Here is a 20299-nt window from a genome sequence, read left to right as displayed (position 1 = left end):
CCAGTTGTTCAAGGGCATGCCATGCCTTCAGCCGGGCCCGGCCGCGGGCTCCCCGGCATCCTCACCCAGCCGTGTAGTTAGTGGACTTGGTAACTCATGCATCGTTACAGGACTCATTCGTGTGGTCAGCTCCGTAAGGAGCACGTCGGGCAGCAGGTGCGCCTTTCTGGCTGGGTGCACAACCGCCGGGATCTCGGTGGTCTGCTCTTCGTCGACCTGCGCGACCACTACGGCGTCACGCAGCTCATGGCTCGCCCCGAATCCCCGGTGTTCGAGGAACTCAGCCGCATCTCCAAGGAGTCGGTGATCCAGGTCACGGGTCAGGTCTCCGCGCGAAGCGCCGAGAACGTCAACCCGAACCTGCCCACCGGTGAGATCGAGATCGAGGCGGCGGAGGTGGAGATCCTTGGAACGACCGAGGAGCTTCCCCTCACGGTCTTCCCCGAGGACAACACCTCCGAAGAGCGTCGCCTGACCTACCGCTTCCTGGATCTGCGTCGTGAGCGGATGCACCGCAACGTCATGCTGCGTTCGCAGGTGGTGGCCGCCATCCGTAAGAAGATGACGGACCTGGGCTTCAACGAGTTCCAGACCCCGATCCTCACCAGCTCCAGCCCTGAGGGCGCTCGTGACTTCCTGGTCCCCTCGCGCCTTCACCCCGGTGAGTTCTTCGCCCTGCCCCAAGCGCCGCAGCAGTTCAAGCAGCTACTCATGATCGCCGGGTTCGACCGATACTTCCAGATCGCCCCCTGCTTCCGTGACGAGGACAGCCGCGCGGACCGTTCGCCCGGTGAGTTCTACCAGCTCGACGTCGAGATGAGCTTCGTCGAACAGGAGGACGTCTTCGAGGTGATCGAGAAGGTCATGACCGACGTCTTCCGCGAGTTCTCCACGGGTTGGGAGATCACTTCTCCCTACCCGCGCATCGCCTACCGGGATGCCCTGGAGTGGTACGGCACCGACAAGCCGGACCTGCGAGTGCCGATGAAGATGCTCGACGTCACCGCGCTCTTCGACAAGACCGATTTCCGCGCCTTCGCCGGCAAGAAGGTCCGTGCCCTGGCCGTGCCGGACGTGGGCGGGCAGCCGCGCAAGTTCTACGACGGCATCGGCGACTTCGCCGTCGAACAGGGCGCCAAGGGACTGGCCTGGCTCAAGGTCGGGGAGAACAACGAACTCACCGGTCCCATCGCCAAGTTCGTCACCGAAATCTCCGACGAACTGTTGACCACCCTCGGCGCCGGTCCCGGCTATGGCCTGTTCTTCTGCGCCAGTGAGGACGAGGCCGAGATCAACCGGATCATGGCTCCGGTCCGTGTCGAGGCCGGTAAGCGCGCGGGCCTGGCGGAGGAGAAGGTCTACCGCTTCTGCTGGATCGTGGACTTCCCGATGTTCGAGCGCTCCGACGAGGGCGACATCGAGTTCAGCCACAACCCGTTCTCCATGCCACAGGGCGGGATGGACGCGTTGCTCAACAAGGACCCGCTGGACATTCTGGCCTGGCAGTACGACATCGTCTGCAACGGTGTGGAGCTCTCCTCCGGCGCGATCCGGAACCACTCGCCCGAGATCATGTACGAGGCGTTCGAGATCGCCGGCTACGACAAGGACGCCGTCGAAGCCGAGTTCGGCGGCATGCTCAAGGCCCTGAAGTTCGGTGCTCCGCCCCACGGTGGCATCGCTCCCGGCATCGACCGGATCGTCATGTTGCTGGCCGATGAGCCCAACATCCGTGAAACCATCGCCTTCCCGCTCAACCAGAACGCCCAGGACCTGATGATGGGCGCCCCGGCGGCCGTCTCGGAGAAGCAGTTGAGTGACGTGCACATCCGCACGGTCATCCCTCAGGGAGACAAAAAAGGGAGTTAAATGAAGCTTTGGCTGCCGCCCTACCTCTCGATTCGTCGAACCGATGGTGGTCTCCGCATAGGGACCCTTCCACCGAACGCGTGGCACCTTGAGGAGCCACCCGAGTTCCTCATCTCGTTGCTCCAAGGCTGTATTCGGCCAAGGGAGCGTGAAGGACTGGTAGAGGCGGCAGCCGAGCTTTCCGGCTGGACACGGGCCGAATCCACAGCGGTGATCGCTGACCTGGAACAGGCCCGTGTCCTTGTCCCCGCACCCGAAGACCGTGGCCGGTACGACCGCCACGGTCTTTTCTTTCAGCTCATGGGGGTCGACGAGGGTGCGCAGGAGCGGCTCTCCGAGGTCACGGTGGGTCTGGTGGGTATGGGTGGAATAGGTACCCATGTGGCGACGCATCTGGCCGCCGCCGGGGTCGGACGTCTGGTGATGTCGGACGGTGACGTGGTGGAGTTGTCCAACCTCACCCGGCAAACGCTCTTCAAGGAGAAGGACGTCGGCCGACTCAAGGTCGACGTCGCGGCGGAAAGGCTGCTTGAACTCCGTTCGGATCTGGAAGTAGTCACGATCCCCGAATCGTTCACTTCTTCCGATCTGGCGGGACGGGTGGCCGCGCGATCGGACATCGTTCTACTGTCCGCCGACCGTCCGGCCGACGTTCACCTTGGGTCGCGGACGTCGGCGCGGGCTCCGGTCAGGTCACGGACCGACTCGTGGCTCTGGGAGCGAACGTTGACGCTTATGAGCCAGATGGGGCGATGGAGCGGATCCTTCGTGACCGTGTCCAAGGGTGGGGGGAACGCGTTGAGGTGCACCGCGCCGGTCTGGAGGTCCTCATCGAGGCTGAAGGACGCTACGACACCATTTGTTGCCTCAACGTCTTGGACCACATCGCCGATCTGCCGGCCAGTGTTCGGAGTCTTCGCACAGCACTCAAACCCGGGGGCCGTCTCGTGCTGTCGATCCCACATCCGATGAAGGATCGCGGCGGTTGGTACAAGGTCCCCGGCCCACAAGGGTGGGAGTACCGGCACTACGTCGTCGATGACTACTTCGTCGAGGGGGAATGCCTGAAGGATCGAGAGGACCGGCACGGCGAGGTCAGGATCCAAGGGATCCGAACGCACCACCGGACGCTGTCCAGGTACTTCGAAGAGTTCATCGGCCAGGGGTTTCTCATGCGTCGAGTACTGGAACCGGAGCCCGACGAGCTGATCGCGGAACGAGATCCCGTCATCTTCGACAAGTCGAGCCGCATCCCGTACTTCCTGGTCATGGTCCTGGAGAGGGGGCGCGATGCGTGACGAGATCTTCGTGGACCGGACCCGGGTGGGCGACTTCGTCTTCGATGAGGGTGTGGCGGACGTCTTCGACGACATGCTGGACCGCAGCATCCCGTTCTACGAAGAGATCCAGAGGATGTCCGTTGAGCTCAGCCGAAGTTTTCTCGAAGAGGAGGGTGGGACCGTCTATGACGTGGGTTCCTCCACGGGGAACACATTGCTTCGACTGATGCAGGCGATATCCCCGAAGACACGAGTGAGGTTCGTGGGTGTGGAGCCTTCAGCCGCGATGCGGGCACGGTGTTGGGAGAAGATCCGAGCGGAGGGCCTCGGCCACGAGATCGACATCCTTGAGGATTCGGTGGAATGTCTGCCGGATCTTCCCGGGGCACGAGTCGTCATCATGCTCTTCACTCTGCAATTCGTGCGACCGCCTCAGCGTGACGCGGTCCTGGCGAAGATCTGTGCGTCCATCGAACCAGGCGGGGCGTTACTGCTGGGGGAGAAGGTGCTCGGGGACGACAACGACCTCTCCCGGGTCTACATCGACCTCTACCACGACTACAAGGAGCGCAGCGGCTACTCCCGGACCGAGATCGCCAAGAAGCGCGAAGCCCTGGAGAACGTCCTCGTTCCGTACCGAGTCTCGGAGAATCGCGACGCACTGCTCAAAGCCGGGTTCTCCCGGGTGGACGAAGTGTTCCGCTGGTACAACTTCGTCGTCTACCTCGCGGTGAGATAGACGAGGGCGGGGCACCTATTCGGATGCCCCGCCCTGTTCGGTCCGGATGTCAGGCCTGAACGCCCTCTTCATCGAACACGTCGAAGTCGAACTCGCCGTTACGTGCACCCTGGAGGAACGCACGCCACTCCCCACGGGTGTACACGTGGGCGGGACGCTCGGGGTGCTTGCTGTCCGTGACGTGGAACTCGTCGCCAACCCGCTCCACCTCCACGCAATCCCCTTGCTGCCCGCTGAAGCTCGATTTGATCCTCACGAGTACTCCTCGACGTACTTCTCCATCAGCTCACGGGATTCTTTCACACTCAACGCGAAGCCCAGCAGGCTCTCGAAAGCGCGTGCGGAGGTGGTGACCTCGGTGGGTTTGTCCAAGAACAGCTCGCCCACGGTGGTCTCCACGTAGACCACTCGACGATCGTCACAGACGAGCAGGGTCAGGCCCCCTACCACGGCCGGGTGGGCGCCTGCGGAGAACGGCACGATCTGTACCGAGGTCTGTGCTTGGCCTGAGACGTTCAGAAGGTGCTGGACCTGATCTCGCATCATCTGTTCGTTCCCCACGATTCGGCGTAACGCACCCTCGTCCATGAGAGCCAAGAGGCGAGGGCTTTCCTCACGGGAGAGGATCTGCCGCCGTGCCATGCGTAGCTCAAGGCGACGCTCAACCTCTTCATCGTCGAGCTCCTGCGGGCCGTACAGCAGGATCTGACGCGTGTACTCGGGGGTTTGCAAGAGCCCCGGGACGATCACCTGATAGGTCCGGATCTCCGAGGCGTCCACTTCCAGGTCCAACAGGGCCGCGTATTCGGGCTGTAGGAGGTCGCGGTAGGGATGCCACCAACTCGGCTGTTCCGCGAGACGGAAGAGTGACATGACCTCCTGCCGGACGTCGTCCGAGACTTCGTAGATCTTGAAGAGCTGGTGAAGCACCGTGCGCTTGGGGATGCGCTCGCCTCGTTCGTAGCGTGCGAAGGATCCTTGGAGAGTCTCCAGGAGAGCGGCCACCTGGGCCTGTGTGTATCCCGCCTGTTTGCGGATCTCAGCGAGCTTGCGGCCGAGCCGGTGCCGCCGGATGTTCACCTGAGCCATCGAACTCCCCGCGCATCGTGTGAGTCGGATAGAATCATATCTATCAGATATTCCAACTAGATGGATTAATCCATGTTACCGTAAGATCCTGGAGCTGCTAAGAGGAGTGACTTCGTGGATGCTTACCTGCTCTCTGCCGTCTGGGCCTCACCGAAACCGAAGGAAGCCCCTACCTTCCTCACCCTGGTGACCCATCACCTGAAAGGGGGGATCCCCTCTGGCAACGGGCTCTACCGGTGGACGATCGAGGAACTCTCCAGGGGCTACGAACTGGGACTGTACAGCGCCGGTCACGCCGAGCTTGGTGAGGAGGGCGAGGAGATCGTGTGCCATCGCGAGGAGCTGCTGTTGTGGGACGGCTCCAGCGTGAAGAACCGCGAAACCCGTATCTTTCGGGCGGAAACGCGCATCGAGGAGCCTTACGTGGTGGGATCCTCCACCTGATGGGCGGAAACCTCATGCTCCAACGCGCTGACGGTTACGCCTACACCGAGCGGGCTGAGGCCGGGGTGGACGTGGACCCGGAGGCGGAGAAGGCCGCCAAGGCCGAGTAGAACGGCCCGGTGCTCTTCACGGGGCGGTGTGCGGGGAATCGACCCCGGCGCACCGCCCCGTCCTCGTGTGCGGGGACGGGGCGGGTGGGGCGAGGCGCGTCAGCGTTTGCCGGCGCCGCACTGCTGACAGCAGATGTCCTCGTCGTCGGGGTTGCTGTGGGTACAGAGGGGACAGGTCCAGTTCCGGATGAGGTGGGACGGGCGGGTTCTCGGAGCGGGGCGGCCGGTGACAGGGTCCATGAAGTGTGTCCTCGGGGGTGTTCGGCGAGTTCTCCGCTGGAGAATCGGTGCCCGGAAAGTCTCCTCTTTGAACTTTCTATATTCGGTCATATACCTGAAAATGGTGATTAAGTGACCAAAATGCACGTCCGGAATGCGGGTGTGGCCCGTACCTGGATGCGTTCGGGGCCGTCATCCCCTACCGTTGGGGGCGAATCACCCTCCCATACCGAGAACGGCACGCGTCCTGGAGTGAAGACGGTGCACCGGTGGGGCCGACCTCCTTTGGAGGCGCGGAGGGTGCGGAGTGCATTTGCGCGCCACACAGTCACGCGAGCGTAACGATTCACGCCTAGGTGTCGTCCGGGAGAGACGACCCCGGGTGGGGCCGACCGTGGATCATCCGTGTCGGCGGGGAGTGCGTCGGTACGTCGAGCGAGGTGACGCGCCCGAAAGCGAACGGGAGCCATCGTGCCCGTTCCGGTCCCTGCCCGGGCCGGGACCGCTTTCGGACACTACAATGAGCCGAATCGGAACGTTCCAGGGGTGACCGCGTCTGATCGCGGGTGTGGCGTCCGAGACGACATGAGGATGAGTCATACGTGAACGGAAAACGTGCTTCAGGCGATGGCTCCGAGGCAGCGCTCGCGGGAGCGTTCCGCCATGCGCCGGAGCCCATGGCCCTCACCGCGGCGGACGGTGCGATCCGGCACGCCAACCTCGCGTTCACCGAGCTGTTCGGCCGCACCGTCGCCGAACTCTCCGGTACGGCCTGGTTCGACCTCCTGGAGGGTGAGGAGAGCGAACGCGGCTCCGACCTGCAGCGCCGCGCGGTCGACGGCGACGTCCGCCGCATCCGCCTGCGCCTGGCCATCACGGAGAAGGTCTCCCGCCTGGCGGAGGTCGAGGTCCGCCCGGTCCGGCCCGAGGCCGACCACGACGCCACCGTGCTCCTGGTCCACACCCTCTCCACCGAGGAAACCGACCTGAGGGTCGTCGGGGACCTGCGCACCGACAACTCCGACTCGGTCCTGTGGAGCCTGGACCTGAGCAGCGGACGCATCCGCGAGCTCTTCGGTCCCACCCCTTTGGGAGCGCTCTTGGCCGGCAACGACTGCGAGCTGGAGAACATCCTGGAGCGCATCCACCCGGACGACACCGCCCGGGTCCGCGACGCCATCTCCGCGTCCTTCAACGGACGCGACTACGAGCAGCGCTTCCGGGTCTTCGACCGCCTCGGCGATGAGCGTTCGCTCCACGTGCGCGCCCGCTTCGTCCCCGGCGCCCCCGATCGCCTCGTCGGGATCGTCGACGACGTCACCGAGCACGTCCAGCTGGTCCGTCGACTGGCCGACCGCCGTCGCACCGAGGCCGAACACGGCCGCCTGGTCACGGAGCTCTCCTCCAAGTTGGTCTCGGCCACCACCGTGGACAAGGTCATGGACCTGCTCAGCGAGGAGTTCCTGCCGATCTTCGGCGGGTTCAACGCGGTGGCCTTCTACGTCGACGAAGGCCTGCTGCGCGCCTCGCCCAGCGTGCTGGAACGCGGCGGCGTCTCCCACATCGACGGGCGCCGCGCCGACGACACCGACTACCCGATGGGCGCGGTCATCCAGGACCGGCAACCCCGTTTCTTCGAGAGTCGCGCCGAGATCGTCAGCCGCTTCCCGTCCGCCGCCGAGATGATGCACAACGTCCGAGGCCAGGCCTGGGCCACCGTGCCGATCTTCGGCGACGGCAAGATCGCCCTGGGCGTGTGGCAGATGATCTGGGACCGTCCCCACCACGCCAGCCGCGACGAACGCGCGCTCATGCTCACCTTCGCCGGCCTCGCCGGGCAGGCACTGCAGCGGATAAAGGCCCAGCAGGCCGAACTGGAGTTGGCCGACGCCGTCCAGCGCCGCATGCTGCCCCGCCAGGTCGCCAGCTTCCCCGACATGGACATCGCCACCAAGTACCTGCCCTCGCGGGCCGAGTGGCGGATCTGCGGCGACTTCTACGACGTCATCGAACTGCCCGACAACAAGGTGGGGCTCCTGGTCGGCGACGTGCAGGGTCACGGTGTGGAGGCGGCCGCCGCCATGGGGCAAATCCGTGTGGCCTTCCGCGCCTACGCCACCAACCAGTCCGACCCCGGGGTCGTCCTGGGCGAGACCAACCGGCTGCTCACCGAGACCGGTGAGATCGTCTTCGCCACCTGTGGGTACCTGGTCGTGGACCGGGAGAGCGGGGTCATGCAGGCGGCCTGGGCCGGGCAGCCGCCCGCGGTGCTCGCCTCCAAGGGCGCCTACGAGCTGTGGTCGCCCGAGACCGGCCCGCCCATGGGTGTCATGCCCGACACCGAGTACACCGTCACCACCCGTGTGCTCGCGCCCGGCACCACCCTGCTGCTGTGTTCGGACGGGCTCGTGGAGAGCTCGGAGATGCCGATGAGTGAGGGGTTGGCCCTGGTGGGGGAGGCCCTCGCCGAACACGAGGAGAGCCCCAAGACGGCCGCCCAGGTCCTGGCCGAGATGGCACCCGCCGGGCGCGGCGACGACATCGCCCTGCTCATCACCCGGATGCCCCCGCGCGCGGCGGCCCCTTCCGAGTAGGGGAGCGCCCGGACCGTCTCCGATCTGGCCTACTCTGAATCGATGTCCGAAACACTGTTCGACGCCGCCGGGGACGATGCGGCCAAGGGCCAGGAGCCGTTGGCCGTGCGCATGCGGCCGCGCACCCTCGACGAGGTCGTGGGCCAAGGCCACCTCTTGGGCGAGGGCAGTCCGCTGCGCCGCCTGGTCGAGGACGACGCTCCCATGTCCGTCTTCCTGTGGGGGCCACCCGGCACCGGAAAGACCACCCTGGCCACCGTGGTCAGCCGGGTCACCAAGCGTCGGTTCGTGGAGCTGTCCGCCGTCAACGCCGGGGTCAAGGACGTGCGCGCGGTCGTCGCCGAGGCCAAGCGCCGCATGGGGATGAACGGCACCCGCACCCTGCTGTTCGTGGACGAGGTCCACCGGTTCAACAAGACCCAGCAGGACGCGCTGCTGCCGGCGGTGGAGAACCGTTGGGTCAGTTTCATCGGCGCCACCACCGAGAACCCGTTCTTCTCCGTGGTCAGCCCCTTGTTGTCACGTTCCCTGCTGCTGTCCCTGGAGTCGCTCGACGACAGTGACGTCAGGAAGCTGGTGGACCGGGCCCTGACCGAGGAACGCGGGCTGGACGGGCGCTACACCCTCACCGAGGAGGGCGCCGACCACCTCATCCGCCTGGCGGGGGGAGACGGTAGGCGGTCCCTGACCTACCTGGAGGCGGCGGCCCTGGTCTCGGGCCCACCCGTCGCCCGCCACCAACCCTCGACGGACGCCTCCGGCGCGGTGGTCCCCTCCGACAAGGATCGGGTGGAGATCACCGCCGACCACGTCGAACGCGCCGTCGACCGGCACGCGGTCCGCTACGACCGTTCCGGAGACCAGCACTACGACGTCATCAGCGCGTTCATCAAGAGCATGCGCGGATCCGACGCGGACGCCGCCCTGCACTACCTGGCCCGCATGGTCGAGGCGGGGGAGGACCCCCGCTTCATCGCGCGTCGGCTGATCGTGCACGCCAGCGAGGACGTCGGCATGGCCGACCCCAGCGCCCTGCAGACCGCCATCGCGGCGGCCCAGGCGGTCGAGCTCATCGGGATGCCCGAGGCCCGGATCAACCTGGCCCAGGCGGTCATCCACATCAGTCTGGCGCCCAAGTCCAACGCGGTCATCGCCGCCATCGACGAGGCGATGGCGGACGTTCGAGCCGGAAGGGCCGGGCCGGTCCCCGCCCACCTGCGCGACGCCCACTACAAGGGCGCCGCCGACCTGGGCCACGGCAAGGGGTACCGCTACGCGCACGACTACCCGGGCGGGGTGGCCCCGCAACAGCACGCTCCGGACGGGCTCACCGACCGCGAGTACTACCGGCCCACCCAGCACGGAACCGAACGTCGCCTGACCGAGGTCCTGAACAAGATCAAGGACGTCCTGCGGGGTGGCAGGACCTAATCCGAGAACAGCTCGGTCACCTGTACGACCTCGCGGGGGCCGTCGCCCTCCTGTTCCTCGGCGAAGGTGATCTCCACGATCAGCGCCGGCCCCCAGGAAAGGTAGCCCTCGAAGTCGGCGCCGGTCAGTTCCCAGGTGCCGCGCCCCTCCTCATCGAGGAACACGTGCTCGGGCGCCGCACAGAACCTGGCACACAGGACCTCGGCGTCGGGACTGATGATCGCCTCACCGGGCTCGCCGTCCTCGTCCCACTCCTCTGACCAGGCCTCGTGGCTGGGGATGCCCTGGTTGCGCGGGATCTCGCCCTCGCGCGTGACCGGTGTGTACACCCAGGAGCGCTCCTCCTCGCCGGGTTCGGGCTCCTCCTGCTCGGCGGGGTCGAAGCGCACCACCAGGGTCAGCGGGTCCTCTTCCTCCTCTGCCGCGCTCGCGTCCTCGGAGGGGTCCTCCTCCGCGTCGTCGGCCACCGGACCCGCCTCGGCGCTGTCACCGATCAGTCGGCCGATACCCCAGATCCCGCCACCGATCAGCGCCGCGGCCAGGACGGCGGAGCCGACCACGAACAGGGTGCGGGTCGGACGCTTGTTGGACATCCGGCCCTCCAACCGGATCACCTCGGGGACCCGGGGCGGTGGTTCCACCCCGTGCCACTCCCGTTCCAGGATCCGGTTGATCTCCTCGCGGTCACCCGGGGTCGGTGGCGCGTCCTCCGCGGTATCGGTCTGCCACACCGCGATGACCGCGCCGATCACCTCGCGCAGGCTGGGGCGGCGGTCCGGGTTCGGGTCCAGGGAACGACCCACGACGGGCACCAGCCCCTTGTACAGGCCGTTCAGGTCGAAGGAGCCCGAGGCCACCCGCTGGGCGATCTCCTCCGGTTCACCGGTGCCGAAGGGCAGCCGCCCGGTCCCGGCGAAGGCCACCACCGCACCCCAGGCGAACACGTCCGCGGCGGGGGTCGGGGGACCGCCCCGGTAGCGTTCGGGGCCGAGCCAGGTGGCCCCCGAACCGAGCAGCCGCTCGGAGTCGGCGGCGATGGCGCACTCCATGATGTGCGGACCGTGCGACTCCAGGAGGATCTCCCTGGGCCTGAGCGAACCGTGGGACACCCCACGGGCGTGCAGGGACGTCAGCCCCTCGGCCAGCCCGGTGGCCAACGCGATGAGCTTGCCGAAACCCAGGCCGCCCCGCTTGGTCACGAAGTGCGAGAGCCGTTCCCCCGCCAGATAGGGCATGGCCACCCACGGCGGGTTGGCGTCGGCGTCGAAGGCCAACGGCACCACGACCCGCTCGGGATCGGCCGCCGACAGATTCCGCAATCGTCGGGCCAACTCCGTATAGGCGTCGGGGGTGTCGAGTTCGGGGGCCTTGAGCAACTTCACCGCGACCAGGGGGTCGTCCGCGCTGGAGGAGGTGTCCACCGCGGCGTAGACGGTGCCGGTGGCCCCCTGCCCCAACCGGCCCAGGACGAGGTAGGGGCCGATCCGCGACGGGTCGTCCGGATACAGGGGTGCGAGGTCCGGTGGTACCAGTACGGAGATCTCTCGGGGAGAACGAGGGCTCATCAGTGTCCTGTCGGTGCTTCCGTTGGCAGGCGGGCGGCGTGGTGTCCGGACATCGTAGTGAAGATCCCGCTCTGGAGTGATTCTCGCGGAAGACCGTGACCCCGTCGATCCCCGCGGCCTCCAACGGACAGGAGGGAAGGGGGCCGGGGCCTCTCTCGTCTTCACGGGTTCCCGGCACACCGTGACGAGCCCGAGCGGACGTCGGGTGGACACGATAGGGTCGGCCGAAACCGGCTCGTCCCCGGCCCCTACCGGGCCCCGCGACGTTCCCGGACCGGGAGATCCGACCCGGCGCGATCGTCGGCTCCCCTCACCCCCGTGTGCCCCGTACTCGCCCCCAAGGCGCGTTCGCACACCCTCGAAGCAACCCTGCTATCTGCCTACGGAGCCTCAATGCTGACCGGAGGAGAGGTCGCCGCACTCGTCGCCGCGGTGGTCTGGGCGGTGCTGGCCACGTTCATGTGCGTGGCGCTCGTCAAACTGATCAAGCTCATCAACGAGACCACCAAGGTCGTCTCCGAGCTGGGCGAACGTACCCCGCCGCTACTGGACGACGTGGCCTCCACCATGGAGCGCACCCACACCTCGCTGGAGCGTGTGGAGGAGATCACCGCCAACGTGCAGGCCTCCTCGGAGGACGTCTCCACGATGACCGCGCTGACCCGTTCGGTGTTCACCGGGCCGTTGGTGAAGGTCGCGTCGTTCTCCTACGCCATCCGCCAGGTCCTGGGGCGCCGCAAGGCCCTGGCCGTGATGCGGGGACGCCGCCGGAAGGAGAGCCGGTGATCGGCCGACTGTTCTACGTCGCCGCGGGGGCGGTGGTGGGCGGCTACGTGGTCCACCGCGTCAACCGGGCCCGCAACGCGCTGACCCCCGGCGGCATCGCCGATCGGGTGGAGAACCGTGTCGGCGAGTACAAGGGCGCCCTGCGCGAACTCAACGACGACCTGGCCGAGGCCGTCAGGGAGGAGGAGGCCGAGCTGTTGCGGCGCTACTCCCCGAAGGCGGGCCGGCGTTCGGTGCGCGGGAACGAGGAGACCGACGCCGTCGAACGGTGACTGATGGTCATCGGGATTCGCGGAAATTATTGCGAGATGCCCGGAATTGTCATCTGGTCGGTCTCACACTGGGTAAGGGTGCCTCTATAGGGTTCTGGGAGTAGTCGCAGAGCAGACGGAGGCCCACATGTATCCGCCGCAACAACCTGATGACCCCTACGCCGCCGGAGCGTACGCCTACCAGCCCGGCCCGCCGGCCCCCGCGGGGATGCCCGGGACCGCCATCACCGTGCGGGTCCTGATGTTCATCGGTGGTGTGTGCGGGCTGCTCTTCGGCGCGCTCTTCTGGCTCGCCGCGGCGATGGCCTCCGGCGAGGGACAGTTCAGCCGGGACTTCCTCGACGGGATGCGCGACGCCGGGTTGCCGCTCTCCGGCGGTGAGGCGGGGGTGTTCTTCGGTGTCATGGGCGCGATCCCGTTCCTCTACGGGGTGGTGTCCATCGTCCTGGCCTCCATCATGGGCCACCGCAGCGCCGGCGTGATGTGGTCGATCGTGGTCTTCCAGGGCCTGTCCGCGCTGCTTCTGGTCCTGGCCGTGATCACCGGCGGCTTCGCCTCGATCATCCCGCTGTTCTTCACCATCGGCATGATCGTTCTGATGGTCGTGCCCAACACGCGCGCCTTCTACGAGAGCAAGCCGGCCGCCCCCGGCCACCCGGGCGCCTACTGAGCCGGTGGGAGCTCGTTCGGGGTCGACCCCGCGGAGCCCGGTGCCGATGACCATCCCTTGGGGCCCGCTTCGGCGGGCCCCAAGGGCGTTCCACGGTCCGGCGGCGGTGTTCGACGGCGATAGCCTGGTGGAACGACCGGACCGTCGATGTCGTCCCGGACGACGGGACCTTCGACGGCGGTGACAAACCATGCGCGCCGGCGCGGGGTTCCCCTCTACGATGGGCCCCTATCGACCATGCGTGACCACGGTCCCACCCAGGGACAACCCCGCCGCCGTCCGCAGCGGCGGAGCCGAAAACAGGAGGGCATCACAATGGAGACGGCAGAGATCGCGCGCCGCTTCCTCGGTTTCTTCGAGAAGAACGGACACACCGTGGTGCCCTCGGCAAGCCTGATCGCCGAGGACCCCACTCTGCTGCTGGTGCCCGCAGGCATGGTCCCCTTCAAGCCCTACTTCCTGGGTCAACGCACGGCCCCGTGGGACACCGCGACCAGCGTCCAAAAGTGCATCCGCACCATCGACATCGAAGAGGTCGGCAAGACCTCCCGGCACGCCACCTTCTTCCAGATGCTGGGCAACTTCTCCTTCGGTGACTACTTCAAGGAGAAGGCGATCCCGCTGGCGTGGGAGCTCCTCACCACCCCCGTCGACCGGGGCGGTTTCGGCATCGACCCGGAGAAGCTGTGGGTCACCGTCTACCTCGACGACGACGAGGCCGCGGAGATCTGGCGGGACAAGGTGGGGGTGCGCCCCGAGCGCATCCAGCGCCTGGGCATGGACGAGAACTACTGGGACATGGGCGTGCCCGGTCCCTGTGGCCCCTGCTCCGAGATCTTCTACGACCGCGGCCCCGAGTACGGCGTCGAGGGCGGTCCGGCGGTGGACGACAACCGCTACATCGAGATCTGGAACCTCGTCTTCATGCAGTACGAGCGAGGTGAGGGCAGCGGCAAGGACTACCCGATCCTCGGCGATCTGCCCAAGAAGAACATCGACACCGGCATGGGCCTGGAGCGTCTGGCGGCGGTCCTGCAGGGCGTCGACAACATCTACGAGACCGACATCATGGGTCGGGTGTTGAACCGCGCCGCGGAGCTCACCGGAACCACCTACGGCGCCGACGGTGACACCGACGTGATGCTGCGTGTGGTCGCCGACCACGTGCGCAGCGCCGTCATGCTCGTGAGCGATGGCGTAAAGCCCGGCAACGAGAAGGCCGGCTACGTGCTGCGCCGTATCCTGCGCCGCTCGATCCGCAACCTGCGTCTGCTCTCGGGCACCGATTCCTTCTTCCTGCACGAGCTGACCGCGGTCGGCATCGACGCGATGAAGGACATCTACCCGGACCTGCTCGACAAGGCCGACGTGGTCCACAGCGTGATCGACAACGAGGAGAAGAACTTCGCGGAAACCCTGCGCGCGGGCACCACGCTGTTCGGCCGGGCCGCCGAGCGCACCCGCACCGCCGGCGGAACCGTCCTCTCCGGCTCCGACGCGTTCCAGCTCCACGACACCTACGGCTTCCCCATCGACCTCACCCTGGAGATGGCCTCCGAGCAGGGTCTGAGCGTGGACGAGGGCGCCTTCCGCGAGCTCATGCAGCGCCAGAAGGACACCGCCAAGGCCGACGCCAAGGCCAAGAAGCTCGGCAACGCCGACATCTCCCTCTACGGGCGGATCCACGAGGAGGCGGGTGACACCGACTTCCTGGGTTACGGAGACTCCGACAGCGAGTCCCACGTCAAGGGCATCGTCGTGGACGGTGAGGGCGCGCCGGCCGCGAAGGCGGGCGACCAGGTCGAGATCGTCCTGGACCGCACCCCGTTCTACGCCGAGAGCGGTGGTCAGCTCGCCGACAAGGGCACCCTGACCGTGGACGGACGCGGCGTCGTCGACATCGAGGACGTGCAAAAGCCCCTGCCCGGCCTGTTCGTGCACCGCGGCACCGTGCGCTCGGGCGAGGTCGTCCTGGACGACACCGTGCACGCGTCCATCGACACCGGCCGCAGGCACGCCATCGAGCGCTCCCACTCGGCCACCCACCTCATCCACTCGGCGCTGCGCAACGCGCTCGGTCCCACCGCGGGCCAGGCGGGTTCGGAGAACAGCCCGGGTCGGCTGCGCTTCGACTTCACCGCGGACAGCGCGCTGGGCGGCGGCCGTCTGGCCGAGGTCGAGGAGGAGGTCAACACCGTTCTGGCCGGGGACATCTCGGTCCAGACCGAGGAGAAGAGCCTGGACGAGGCGCTGAAGATGGGCGCCCTGGCCATGTTCGGCGAGAAGTACGGCGACCGGGTCCGCGTCGTGGAGATGAGCGACTACTCCGTCGAGCTGTGCGGTGGCACCCACGTGGGCTCCACCGCCAAGCTCGGCATCGTCAAGCTGTTGGGGGAGTCCTCCATCGGTTCGGGCGTGCGACGTGTCGAGGCGGCCGTGGGTGTGGACGCCTTCAAGCGCCTGTCCAAGGAGTCGGCACTGGTCGGTCGGCTCTCCGAACAGCTCAAGGCCCCGCGGGAGGAGCTGCCCGAGCGGATCGACTCCATGGTCTCCCGGCTGCGCGTCGCGGAGAAGGAGATCGAGAAGCTGCGCGCGGCCCAGGTACTGCAGGCCGCCGGCGAGATCGCCAAGGGCGCGCGCCGGCACGGTTCGGCGCTGGTCGTGGCCACCGAGGCGCCCGAGGGCGCGAGCGGCGATGACCTGCGCAAGCTGGTGTTGGACGTGCGTGGCCGCCTTGGTGAGGACGAGCCCGTCGTCGTCGCGATGACCGCGGTGCCCAAGGACCGCCCGGTCGTGGTGATCGCCACGAACAAGGCCGCCCAGAAGGCCGGGATCAAGGCCGGTGACCTGGTGGGCGTCGCGGCCCGCGCCCTCGGCGGCGGTGGCGGTGGCAAGCCCGACATCGCCCAGGGGGGTGGCAGCGACGCGGGCAAGGTGGATGAGGCCCTGCGCGCCGTCGAGGCGCGCGTGGCCGGCGCCTGAGACATCGGAGACGCCCCGCGTGGATCCGGGAGGAGACCGCGCGGGGCGTTCGCCACTCCGAACGCGCACGCTCCGTGGAGGACACCCGAACCACCCGTAGTGTGACTCTCCGTGATCATGTGGTTGTTCTCATGTGCCGAATCCGTGACCGTACCGAACCCGACCGGACCTGCCGGTCCGACTCGATGTGGAGTCCGGGTGATCTACACTCGGACGGTACGTGTTCGCCCTGGACACCCGCCGCAGCCCGACACGAGGCCCTCCACCCGGTCGGAGAACACCGAGCCGACGGTTGCCGAGGCCGAGGCTGCGCACCGTCATCGAATCGGGCATACTGTGGCGCGCCACAGCCGAACCCCATGGCTGTCTGCGCGGCTTTCCCGCGATCCCGCTGATGAACAGGACCACCGTGTTGAGGATCTCCCAACAGCGGTGCTGTGCCGTCGACCGCACAGCCCCTCCGCACAACGCCCCCGTACCGGAAGAGGCGTCCTCGTGAGGCATGGAGTTCGACTGGCGGTCGACCCCGGTGACGCCCGTATCGGCGTCGCGGCCAGCGACCCGAGCGGAATGCTCGCCAGCCCCGTCGAAACGATCCCCCGCGGAAAGGGGGACACCCAGCGCATCGCCCTTCTCGTGCTGGAGAAGGAGGCCCGTGAGGTCATCGTGGGTTACCCTGCATCACTATCCGGCAAGGAGGGACCGGCGGCCCGGTCCGCTCGCGAGTTCGCGAACTCCTTGGTCCGGCTCCTCGACCCCGTCCCCGTCAGGCTCGTGGACGAACGACTCACCACGGTGACCGCCCAGGGCCAACTGCTCGCCGGTGCCTCCTTCGGCAAGAAGGGCGCCAAGGGCGGCCGTGCCCGCCGTTCCGTGATCGACCAGGCGGCGGCCACGGTCCTCTTGCAGAGCGCTTTGGACCAGGAACGGTCGACAGGCCATCCCCCGGGCGAGATCGTCCGTGCCAGCCAGGGAGATTCATGACCGACAGGGATGACTACCCCGATAGTCCCTACCGTGGCCGTGCCGACCGTCAAGGCGGCTACGACTACGACCCGCTGAGCGACCCCCTGCCCGCGCAACCTCCGTCGCGCGGGCGCCGGGCACGCCCCGAACCCGAACAGAACGCCTGGAACGAGGCGCCGCGCACCGGTGAGTTCCGGCACACCGGGCCCCCGGCCCCCGGTGAACAACCCCCGCGCCGTTTCGGCGCCGCCGACGCACTGCGCGGCGGCCGAGCGGCCCGCGGCGGACAACGGTCCCAACCCGGGAGCGCCGGCACGGGAAGCCACCAAAGGCCCGGAGCCGACCCCACCCAGGAGGCACTCGCCGCCCTGGCCGGACTGGGCGGAACCCCCGAGACGCCCGGACGCCCCCGCCCCGAGGAACCCCCGGCGGAGCAGCCGCCCCGAAGGGCCCGTCGCGCGCGCCAGGAGGAGACCCCCGAGGCCCGCTCGCCCCTGTGGGGCGACGACGAGGACGAACCCACCCCCGCCTTCTTCGCCGACGAACCCGATGAGCAGCCCAAGGGCCGTCGCGCGCGCCGCCGTCGGGCCAAGGACGACGAGGCCCCCCGCGAGACCGGCTCGTTCGAGGCCGTTCCCGAGGAGCCGACCGGACGTCGTGGTCGGCGCCGCGCCCGTCGCGCAGCCGAGGAGGAACCCACCGAAACCGGGTCCCTCGCGGCCCCCGGCGGAGCCCGCGATGACACCGGCCCCTTCGAGAGCGGACCGGACAGCGGTGCCTTCGTCGAACCGGGCCCCCGCCGCGGTCGCCGTAGGCGCGCGGCGGAGCCGGGTAGCGGCGCCTTCCCCCTCCCCGACCTTCCCGAAGATCCCCGCGACCAGGAGGAGCCCCGCACCCCCACCGGTGCCCTCCCGCTGCCCGACGAGGAAGAGGAACCCCGGCCCCGTCGTGGCCGACGCCGAGGTCGCCGAAACGAACCCGAGCCCGAACCGGAGCCGATCGAGCCGGAGCCCGAGGCGGAAGCGGAGGAGGACGACTACGAGGAGGACAGCCTTGAGGACATCGCCGCCTCCTACGGCAACAGTCGGGCCAACCGCAAGCGCCTCAAGGCCGCGAAGAAGGCTCAGGCCAAGCGGCACGGATCGGGCAAGGGCGGTGGCCGCGCGTCGCGCCGCAGGCGCAAGGGCCCCACGATCCTGCTCGCCCTCGTCCTGATGCTGGTCATCGCCGGTGGCGGTTTCGTGGTCATGCGGACCTACGTGTTCCCGGATGACTTCGATGGGACCGGTTCCGGCGAGGTCGTCATCACCGTCGAGAACGGTCAGAGCGGCGGATCCGTCGCCGACGCCCTGGTGGATCAGGGCGTCGTGGCCAGTAGCCGAGCCTTCACCAACGCGCTCGGCGAGTCCGGTGGGGAACTCACCCCCGGCACCTACTCCCTGGCCGAGGGCATGAGCGGGGAGGCCGCCGTGGCCGCCCTGTTCGACCCCGACAACCGCGTCGGCGGTCGGGTCACCATCCGTGAGGGGCTGCGCGCCGACCAGATACTGGACGAGCTGGCCGAGAGCACGGGTGTGAGCCGGGAGGAGCTGGAGGAGGCCTACGCCCAGACCGATGACCTCGGTCTGCCGGACTACGCCGTCGAGGGGCCCGAGGGTTACCTGTTCCCGTCCACCTACCGGTTCGAGCCCGAGACCGACGCCGCGTCCATGCTGCGCACCATGGTCACCCAGCACCGCCAGGTGGCCGAGGAGATCGACCTGGAGGGAGAGGCCGAGGCGATCGACTACGACGCCAACGAGGTGATGGCGATCGCCTCCATCGTCCAGGCGGAGAGCGGTAGCGCCGAGGACATGCCCAAGATCTCCCGAGTGGTCCACAACCGCCTCGACATCGACATGCCGTTGCAAATGGACAGCACCTGCTTCTACGCGATCGGCGAGTACGGCATCGCGCTGAACAACGAACAGCTGGCCGCCTGTGAGGCCGACGACAGCGGGTTCGACACCTACCACAAGATTGGGTTGGTCCCGGGCCCGTTCGTGGCCCCGGGTGAGGACGCCCTCAGGGCGGCGCTGGAACCGGAGGAGGGGGAGTGGCTGTACTTCGTGGCCACCGACCCCGAGAACGGTGTCACCGAGTTCGCCGAGACCCACGAGGAGTTCGAGATCCTCAAGGAACGCTTCGAGGATACCTGGGGCGGTGGCGGGAGCTGATGCGCGCCGCGGTCCTGGGGTCGCCGGTCGCACACTCCCTGTCCCCGATCCTGCACACCGCCGCCTACGCGGAGATGGGCCTGGTCGAGTGGTCCTACGGTCGGTTCGAGTGCGACGAGAAGGGGCTCGCCCCCTTCCTCTCCGGGCTGGACGACGACTGGGCCGGTCTGTCCCTGACCATGCCGCTCAAGCGTCGGGCCATGGAACTGGCCGCACGGGTCAGTGACCTGTCCATCCAGGTGGGCGGGGCCAACACGATGCTTCGGGACGGCAACGGGTGGTCGGCGCACAACACCGACGTCGAGGGCATCGCGGTCGCGCTGGGCGAGGCGGGCGTCATCGCCCCGCGCGACACGGTCGTCCTGGGGGCGGGGGCCACCGCGGCCTCCGCCCTGGCGGCCCTGCGTGAGCTGGGGGAGATCGGCGCCGTCACGGTGCTGGCCCGCAGCACCGCCCGTACCGGAGAGGTGGTGGCGGCGGCCGAACGACTCGGTGTTCCGATCGAGGTGGCCCCGCTGGCCGAGGTGGAACGTCACCTGGACGCCGACCTGGTGATGTCCACCCTGCCCTCCGGTGCGACCGACGCCCACGCCGGGGCCTTGTCCGAGAGCCGTGCCGACCTGTTCGACGTCGTCTACGCGCCCTGGCCCACCAAGGCGGCCGAGGCCGTGGCCGGTCGGGGCGGACGTGTGGTCGGCGGGTTCCCGATGCTGCTGCATCAGGCCGTGGCCCAGGTCCGCCTGATGACGGGGGCCACGGACGTTCCGGTCGCCGCCATGCGTGCCGCCGGCGAGACCGAACTGAAGCGTCGGGCCGTGCTTCCCTAGGCGGTCCGAGCGTCTCGGAGTGCTGATACAATCGAGTTAAATCGACTTCGTTCCATCGTGCTCAGGCACGATGGAACCGCAAGCGGAGATGATCCTCCCACCTGCCGAGCCTCGCTCGTGTGGGTCTTCGGTCGGATGGCGAGTGCTCGACTCCCACCCCTGGGCTGTCGTTTCGGCCTCGGTGCGTCGCGCCTTCGTCTTCTTCGTCCGATCGGATCGCCCCGCTTGCACACGCTGGCG

At 67.9% G+C, this 20299-nt stretch carries 16 protein-coding genes and 2 pseudogenes; 15 read left to right on the top strand and 3 right to left on the bottom strand.

Translation table 11 applies throughout. From position 1 onward, the window contains the following. The first annotated feature begins 96 nt into the window (after window positions 1-96). The 5 genes and pseudogenes from aspS (at window position 97) to cmoA (ending at window position 3888) form a co-directional block, all read left to right on the top strand. A complete protein-coding gene (aspS, locus tag ABZ717_RS10880; protein ID WP_358508188.1) occupies window positions 97-1869 on the top strand; it encodes an aspartate--tRNA ligase in 1773 nt (590 codons plus the stop codon). Beyond that, window positions 1870-2505: pseudogene (locus ABZ717_RS10875) on the top strand (ThiF family adenylyltransferase); the annotation flags it as partial. Beyond that, window positions 2439-2780 (top strand): annotated as a pseudogene (locus tag ABZ717_RS10870) (class I SAM-dependent methyltransferase); the annotation flags it as partial. The pseudogenes ABZ717_RS10875 and ABZ717_RS10870, both read left to right, overlap by 67 nt. 57 nt (window positions 2781-2837) lie before the next feature. Continuing rightward, window positions 2838-3167, top strand: a complete 330-nt coding sequence (locus ABZ717_RS10865; protein ID WP_358508186.1) for a hypothetical protein — start codon at window positions 2838-2840, stop codon at window positions 3165-3167. After that, window positions 3160-3888 (top strand): carboxy-S-adenosyl-L-methionine synthase CmoA, encoded by a 729-nt coding sequence (cmoA, locus tag ABZ717_RS10860; RefSeq protein ID WP_358508184.1) that lies wholly within the window; start codon window positions 3160-3162, stop codon window positions 3886-3888. Before ABZ717_RS10865 ends, cmoA begins: the two co-directional genes overlap by 8 nt. A 49-nt stretch (window positions 3889-3937) precedes the next feature. Here cmoA and ABZ717_RS10855 read toward each other — a convergent pair whose 3' ends face one another. Both ABZ717_RS10855 and ABZ717_RS10850 read right to left on the bottom strand, forming a co-directional pair. After that, on the bottom strand, window positions 3938-4144 hold the full coding sequence (locus ABZ717_RS10855) for a DUF397 domain-containing protein (protein WP_358508182.1): 207 nt from the start codon (window positions 4142-4144) through the stop codon (window positions 3938-3940). Continuing rightward, window positions 4141-4977, bottom strand: a complete 837-nt coding sequence (locus ABZ717_RS10850) for a helix-turn-helix transcriptional regulator (RefSeq protein ID WP_358508180.1) — start codon at window positions 4975-4977, stop codon at window positions 4141-4143. The genes ABZ717_RS10855 and ABZ717_RS10850 overlap by 4 nt, the downstream gene beginning before the upstream one ends. Before the next feature lie 114 nt (window positions 4978-5091). Here ABZ717_RS10850 and ABZ717_RS10845 point away from each other — a divergent pair, with 114 nt between their 5' ends. The 3 genes from ABZ717_RS10845 (at window position 5092) to ABZ717_RS10835 (ending at window position 9775) form a co-directional block, all read left to right on the top strand. Then, window positions 5092-5421 (top strand): hypothetical protein, encoded by a 330-nt coding sequence (locus tag ABZ717_RS10845; RefSeq protein WP_358508178.1) that lies wholly within the window; start codon window positions 5092-5094, stop codon window positions 5419-5421. A gap of 931 nt (window positions 5422-6352) precedes the next feature. Continuing rightward, window positions 6353-8344: a SpoIIE family protein phosphatase gene (locus ABZ717_RS10840; protein WP_358508177.1), complete on the top strand. Its 1992-nt coding sequence runs from the start codon at window positions 6353-6355 to the stop codon at window positions 8342-8344. A 42-nt stretch (window positions 8345-8386) separates the two neighbouring features. After that, entirely contained in the window at window positions 8387-9775 is a 1389-nt protein-coding gene (locus tag ABZ717_RS10835; RefSeq protein ID WP_358508175.1) for a replication-associated recombination protein A, read from the top strand. Here ABZ717_RS10835 and ABZ717_RS10830 read toward each other — a convergent pair. After that, complete coding sequence (locus ABZ717_RS10830; RefSeq protein ID WP_358508173.1) at window positions 9772-11340, bottom strand: serine/threonine-protein kinase; 1569 nt, start codon at window positions 11338-11340, stop codon at window positions 9772-9774. The two genes, ABZ717_RS10835 and ABZ717_RS10830, sit on opposite strands and share 4 nt — an antisense overlap. 393 nt (window positions 11341-11733) lie before the next feature. Between ABZ717_RS10830 and ABZ717_RS10825 the strand changes: the two genes are divergently transcribed. From ABZ717_RS10825 to ABZ717_RS10795, 7 genes are all read left to right on the top strand, one after another. Continuing rightward, window positions 11734-12126: a DUF948 domain-containing protein gene (locus ABZ717_RS10825; protein WP_304072502.1), complete on the top strand. Its 393-nt coding sequence runs from the start codon at window positions 11734-11736 to the stop codon at window positions 12124-12126. Continuing rightward, on the top strand, window positions 12123-12398 hold the full coding sequence (locus ABZ717_RS10820) for a hypothetical protein (protein WP_358508171.1): 276 nt from the start codon (window positions 12123-12125) through the stop codon (window positions 12396-12398). The genes ABZ717_RS10825 and ABZ717_RS10820 overlap by 4 nt, the downstream gene beginning before the upstream one ends. A gap of 127 nt (window positions 12399-12525) precedes the next feature. After that, window positions 12526-13068: a hypothetical protein gene (locus ABZ717_RS10815; protein ID WP_358508169.1), complete on the top strand. Its 543-nt coding sequence runs from the start codon at window positions 12526-12528 to the stop codon at window positions 13066-13068. A 315-nt stretch (window positions 13069-13383) separates the two neighbouring features. Next, window positions 13384-16050, top strand: coding sequence for an alanine--tRNA ligase (gene alaS / locus ABZ717_RS10810; RefSeq protein WP_358508167.1), 2667 nt, complete (start codon window positions 13384-13386; stop codon window positions 16048-16050). A 495-nt stretch (window positions 16051-16545) separates the two neighbouring features. Next, the gene (gene ruvX / locus ABZ717_RS10805) at window positions 16546-17034 is read left to right on the top strand and encodes a Holliday junction resolvase RuvX (protein ID WP_358508165.1); all 489 of its coding nucleotides are present in this window, start codon (window positions 16546-16548) and stop codon (window positions 17032-17034) included. Further along, window positions 17031-19232 (top strand): endolytic transglycosylase MltG, encoded by a 2202-nt coding sequence (mltG, locus tag ABZ717_RS10800; RefSeq protein ID WP_358508163.1) that lies wholly within the window; start codon window positions 17031-17033, stop codon window positions 19230-19232. The genes ruvX and mltG overlap by 4 nt, the downstream gene beginning before the upstream one ends. Next, entirely contained in the window at window positions 19232-20059 is an 828-nt protein-coding gene (locus ABZ717_RS10795) for a shikimate dehydrogenase (RefSeq protein ID WP_358508161.1), read from the top strand. The genes mltG and ABZ717_RS10795 overlap by 1 nt, the downstream gene beginning before the upstream one ends. The last annotated feature ends 240 nt before the right edge of the window (window positions 20060-20299 follow it).

This window comes from Nocardiopsis sp. NPDC006832 (assembly GCF_040635885.1).
GTDB lineage: Bacteria > Actinomycetota > Actinomycetes > Streptosporangiales > Streptosporangiaceae > Nocardiopsis.
The sequence above is the reverse complement of the archived record's forward strand: the minus strand, read 5'-3'. Positions and strand labels throughout refer to the sequence as shown.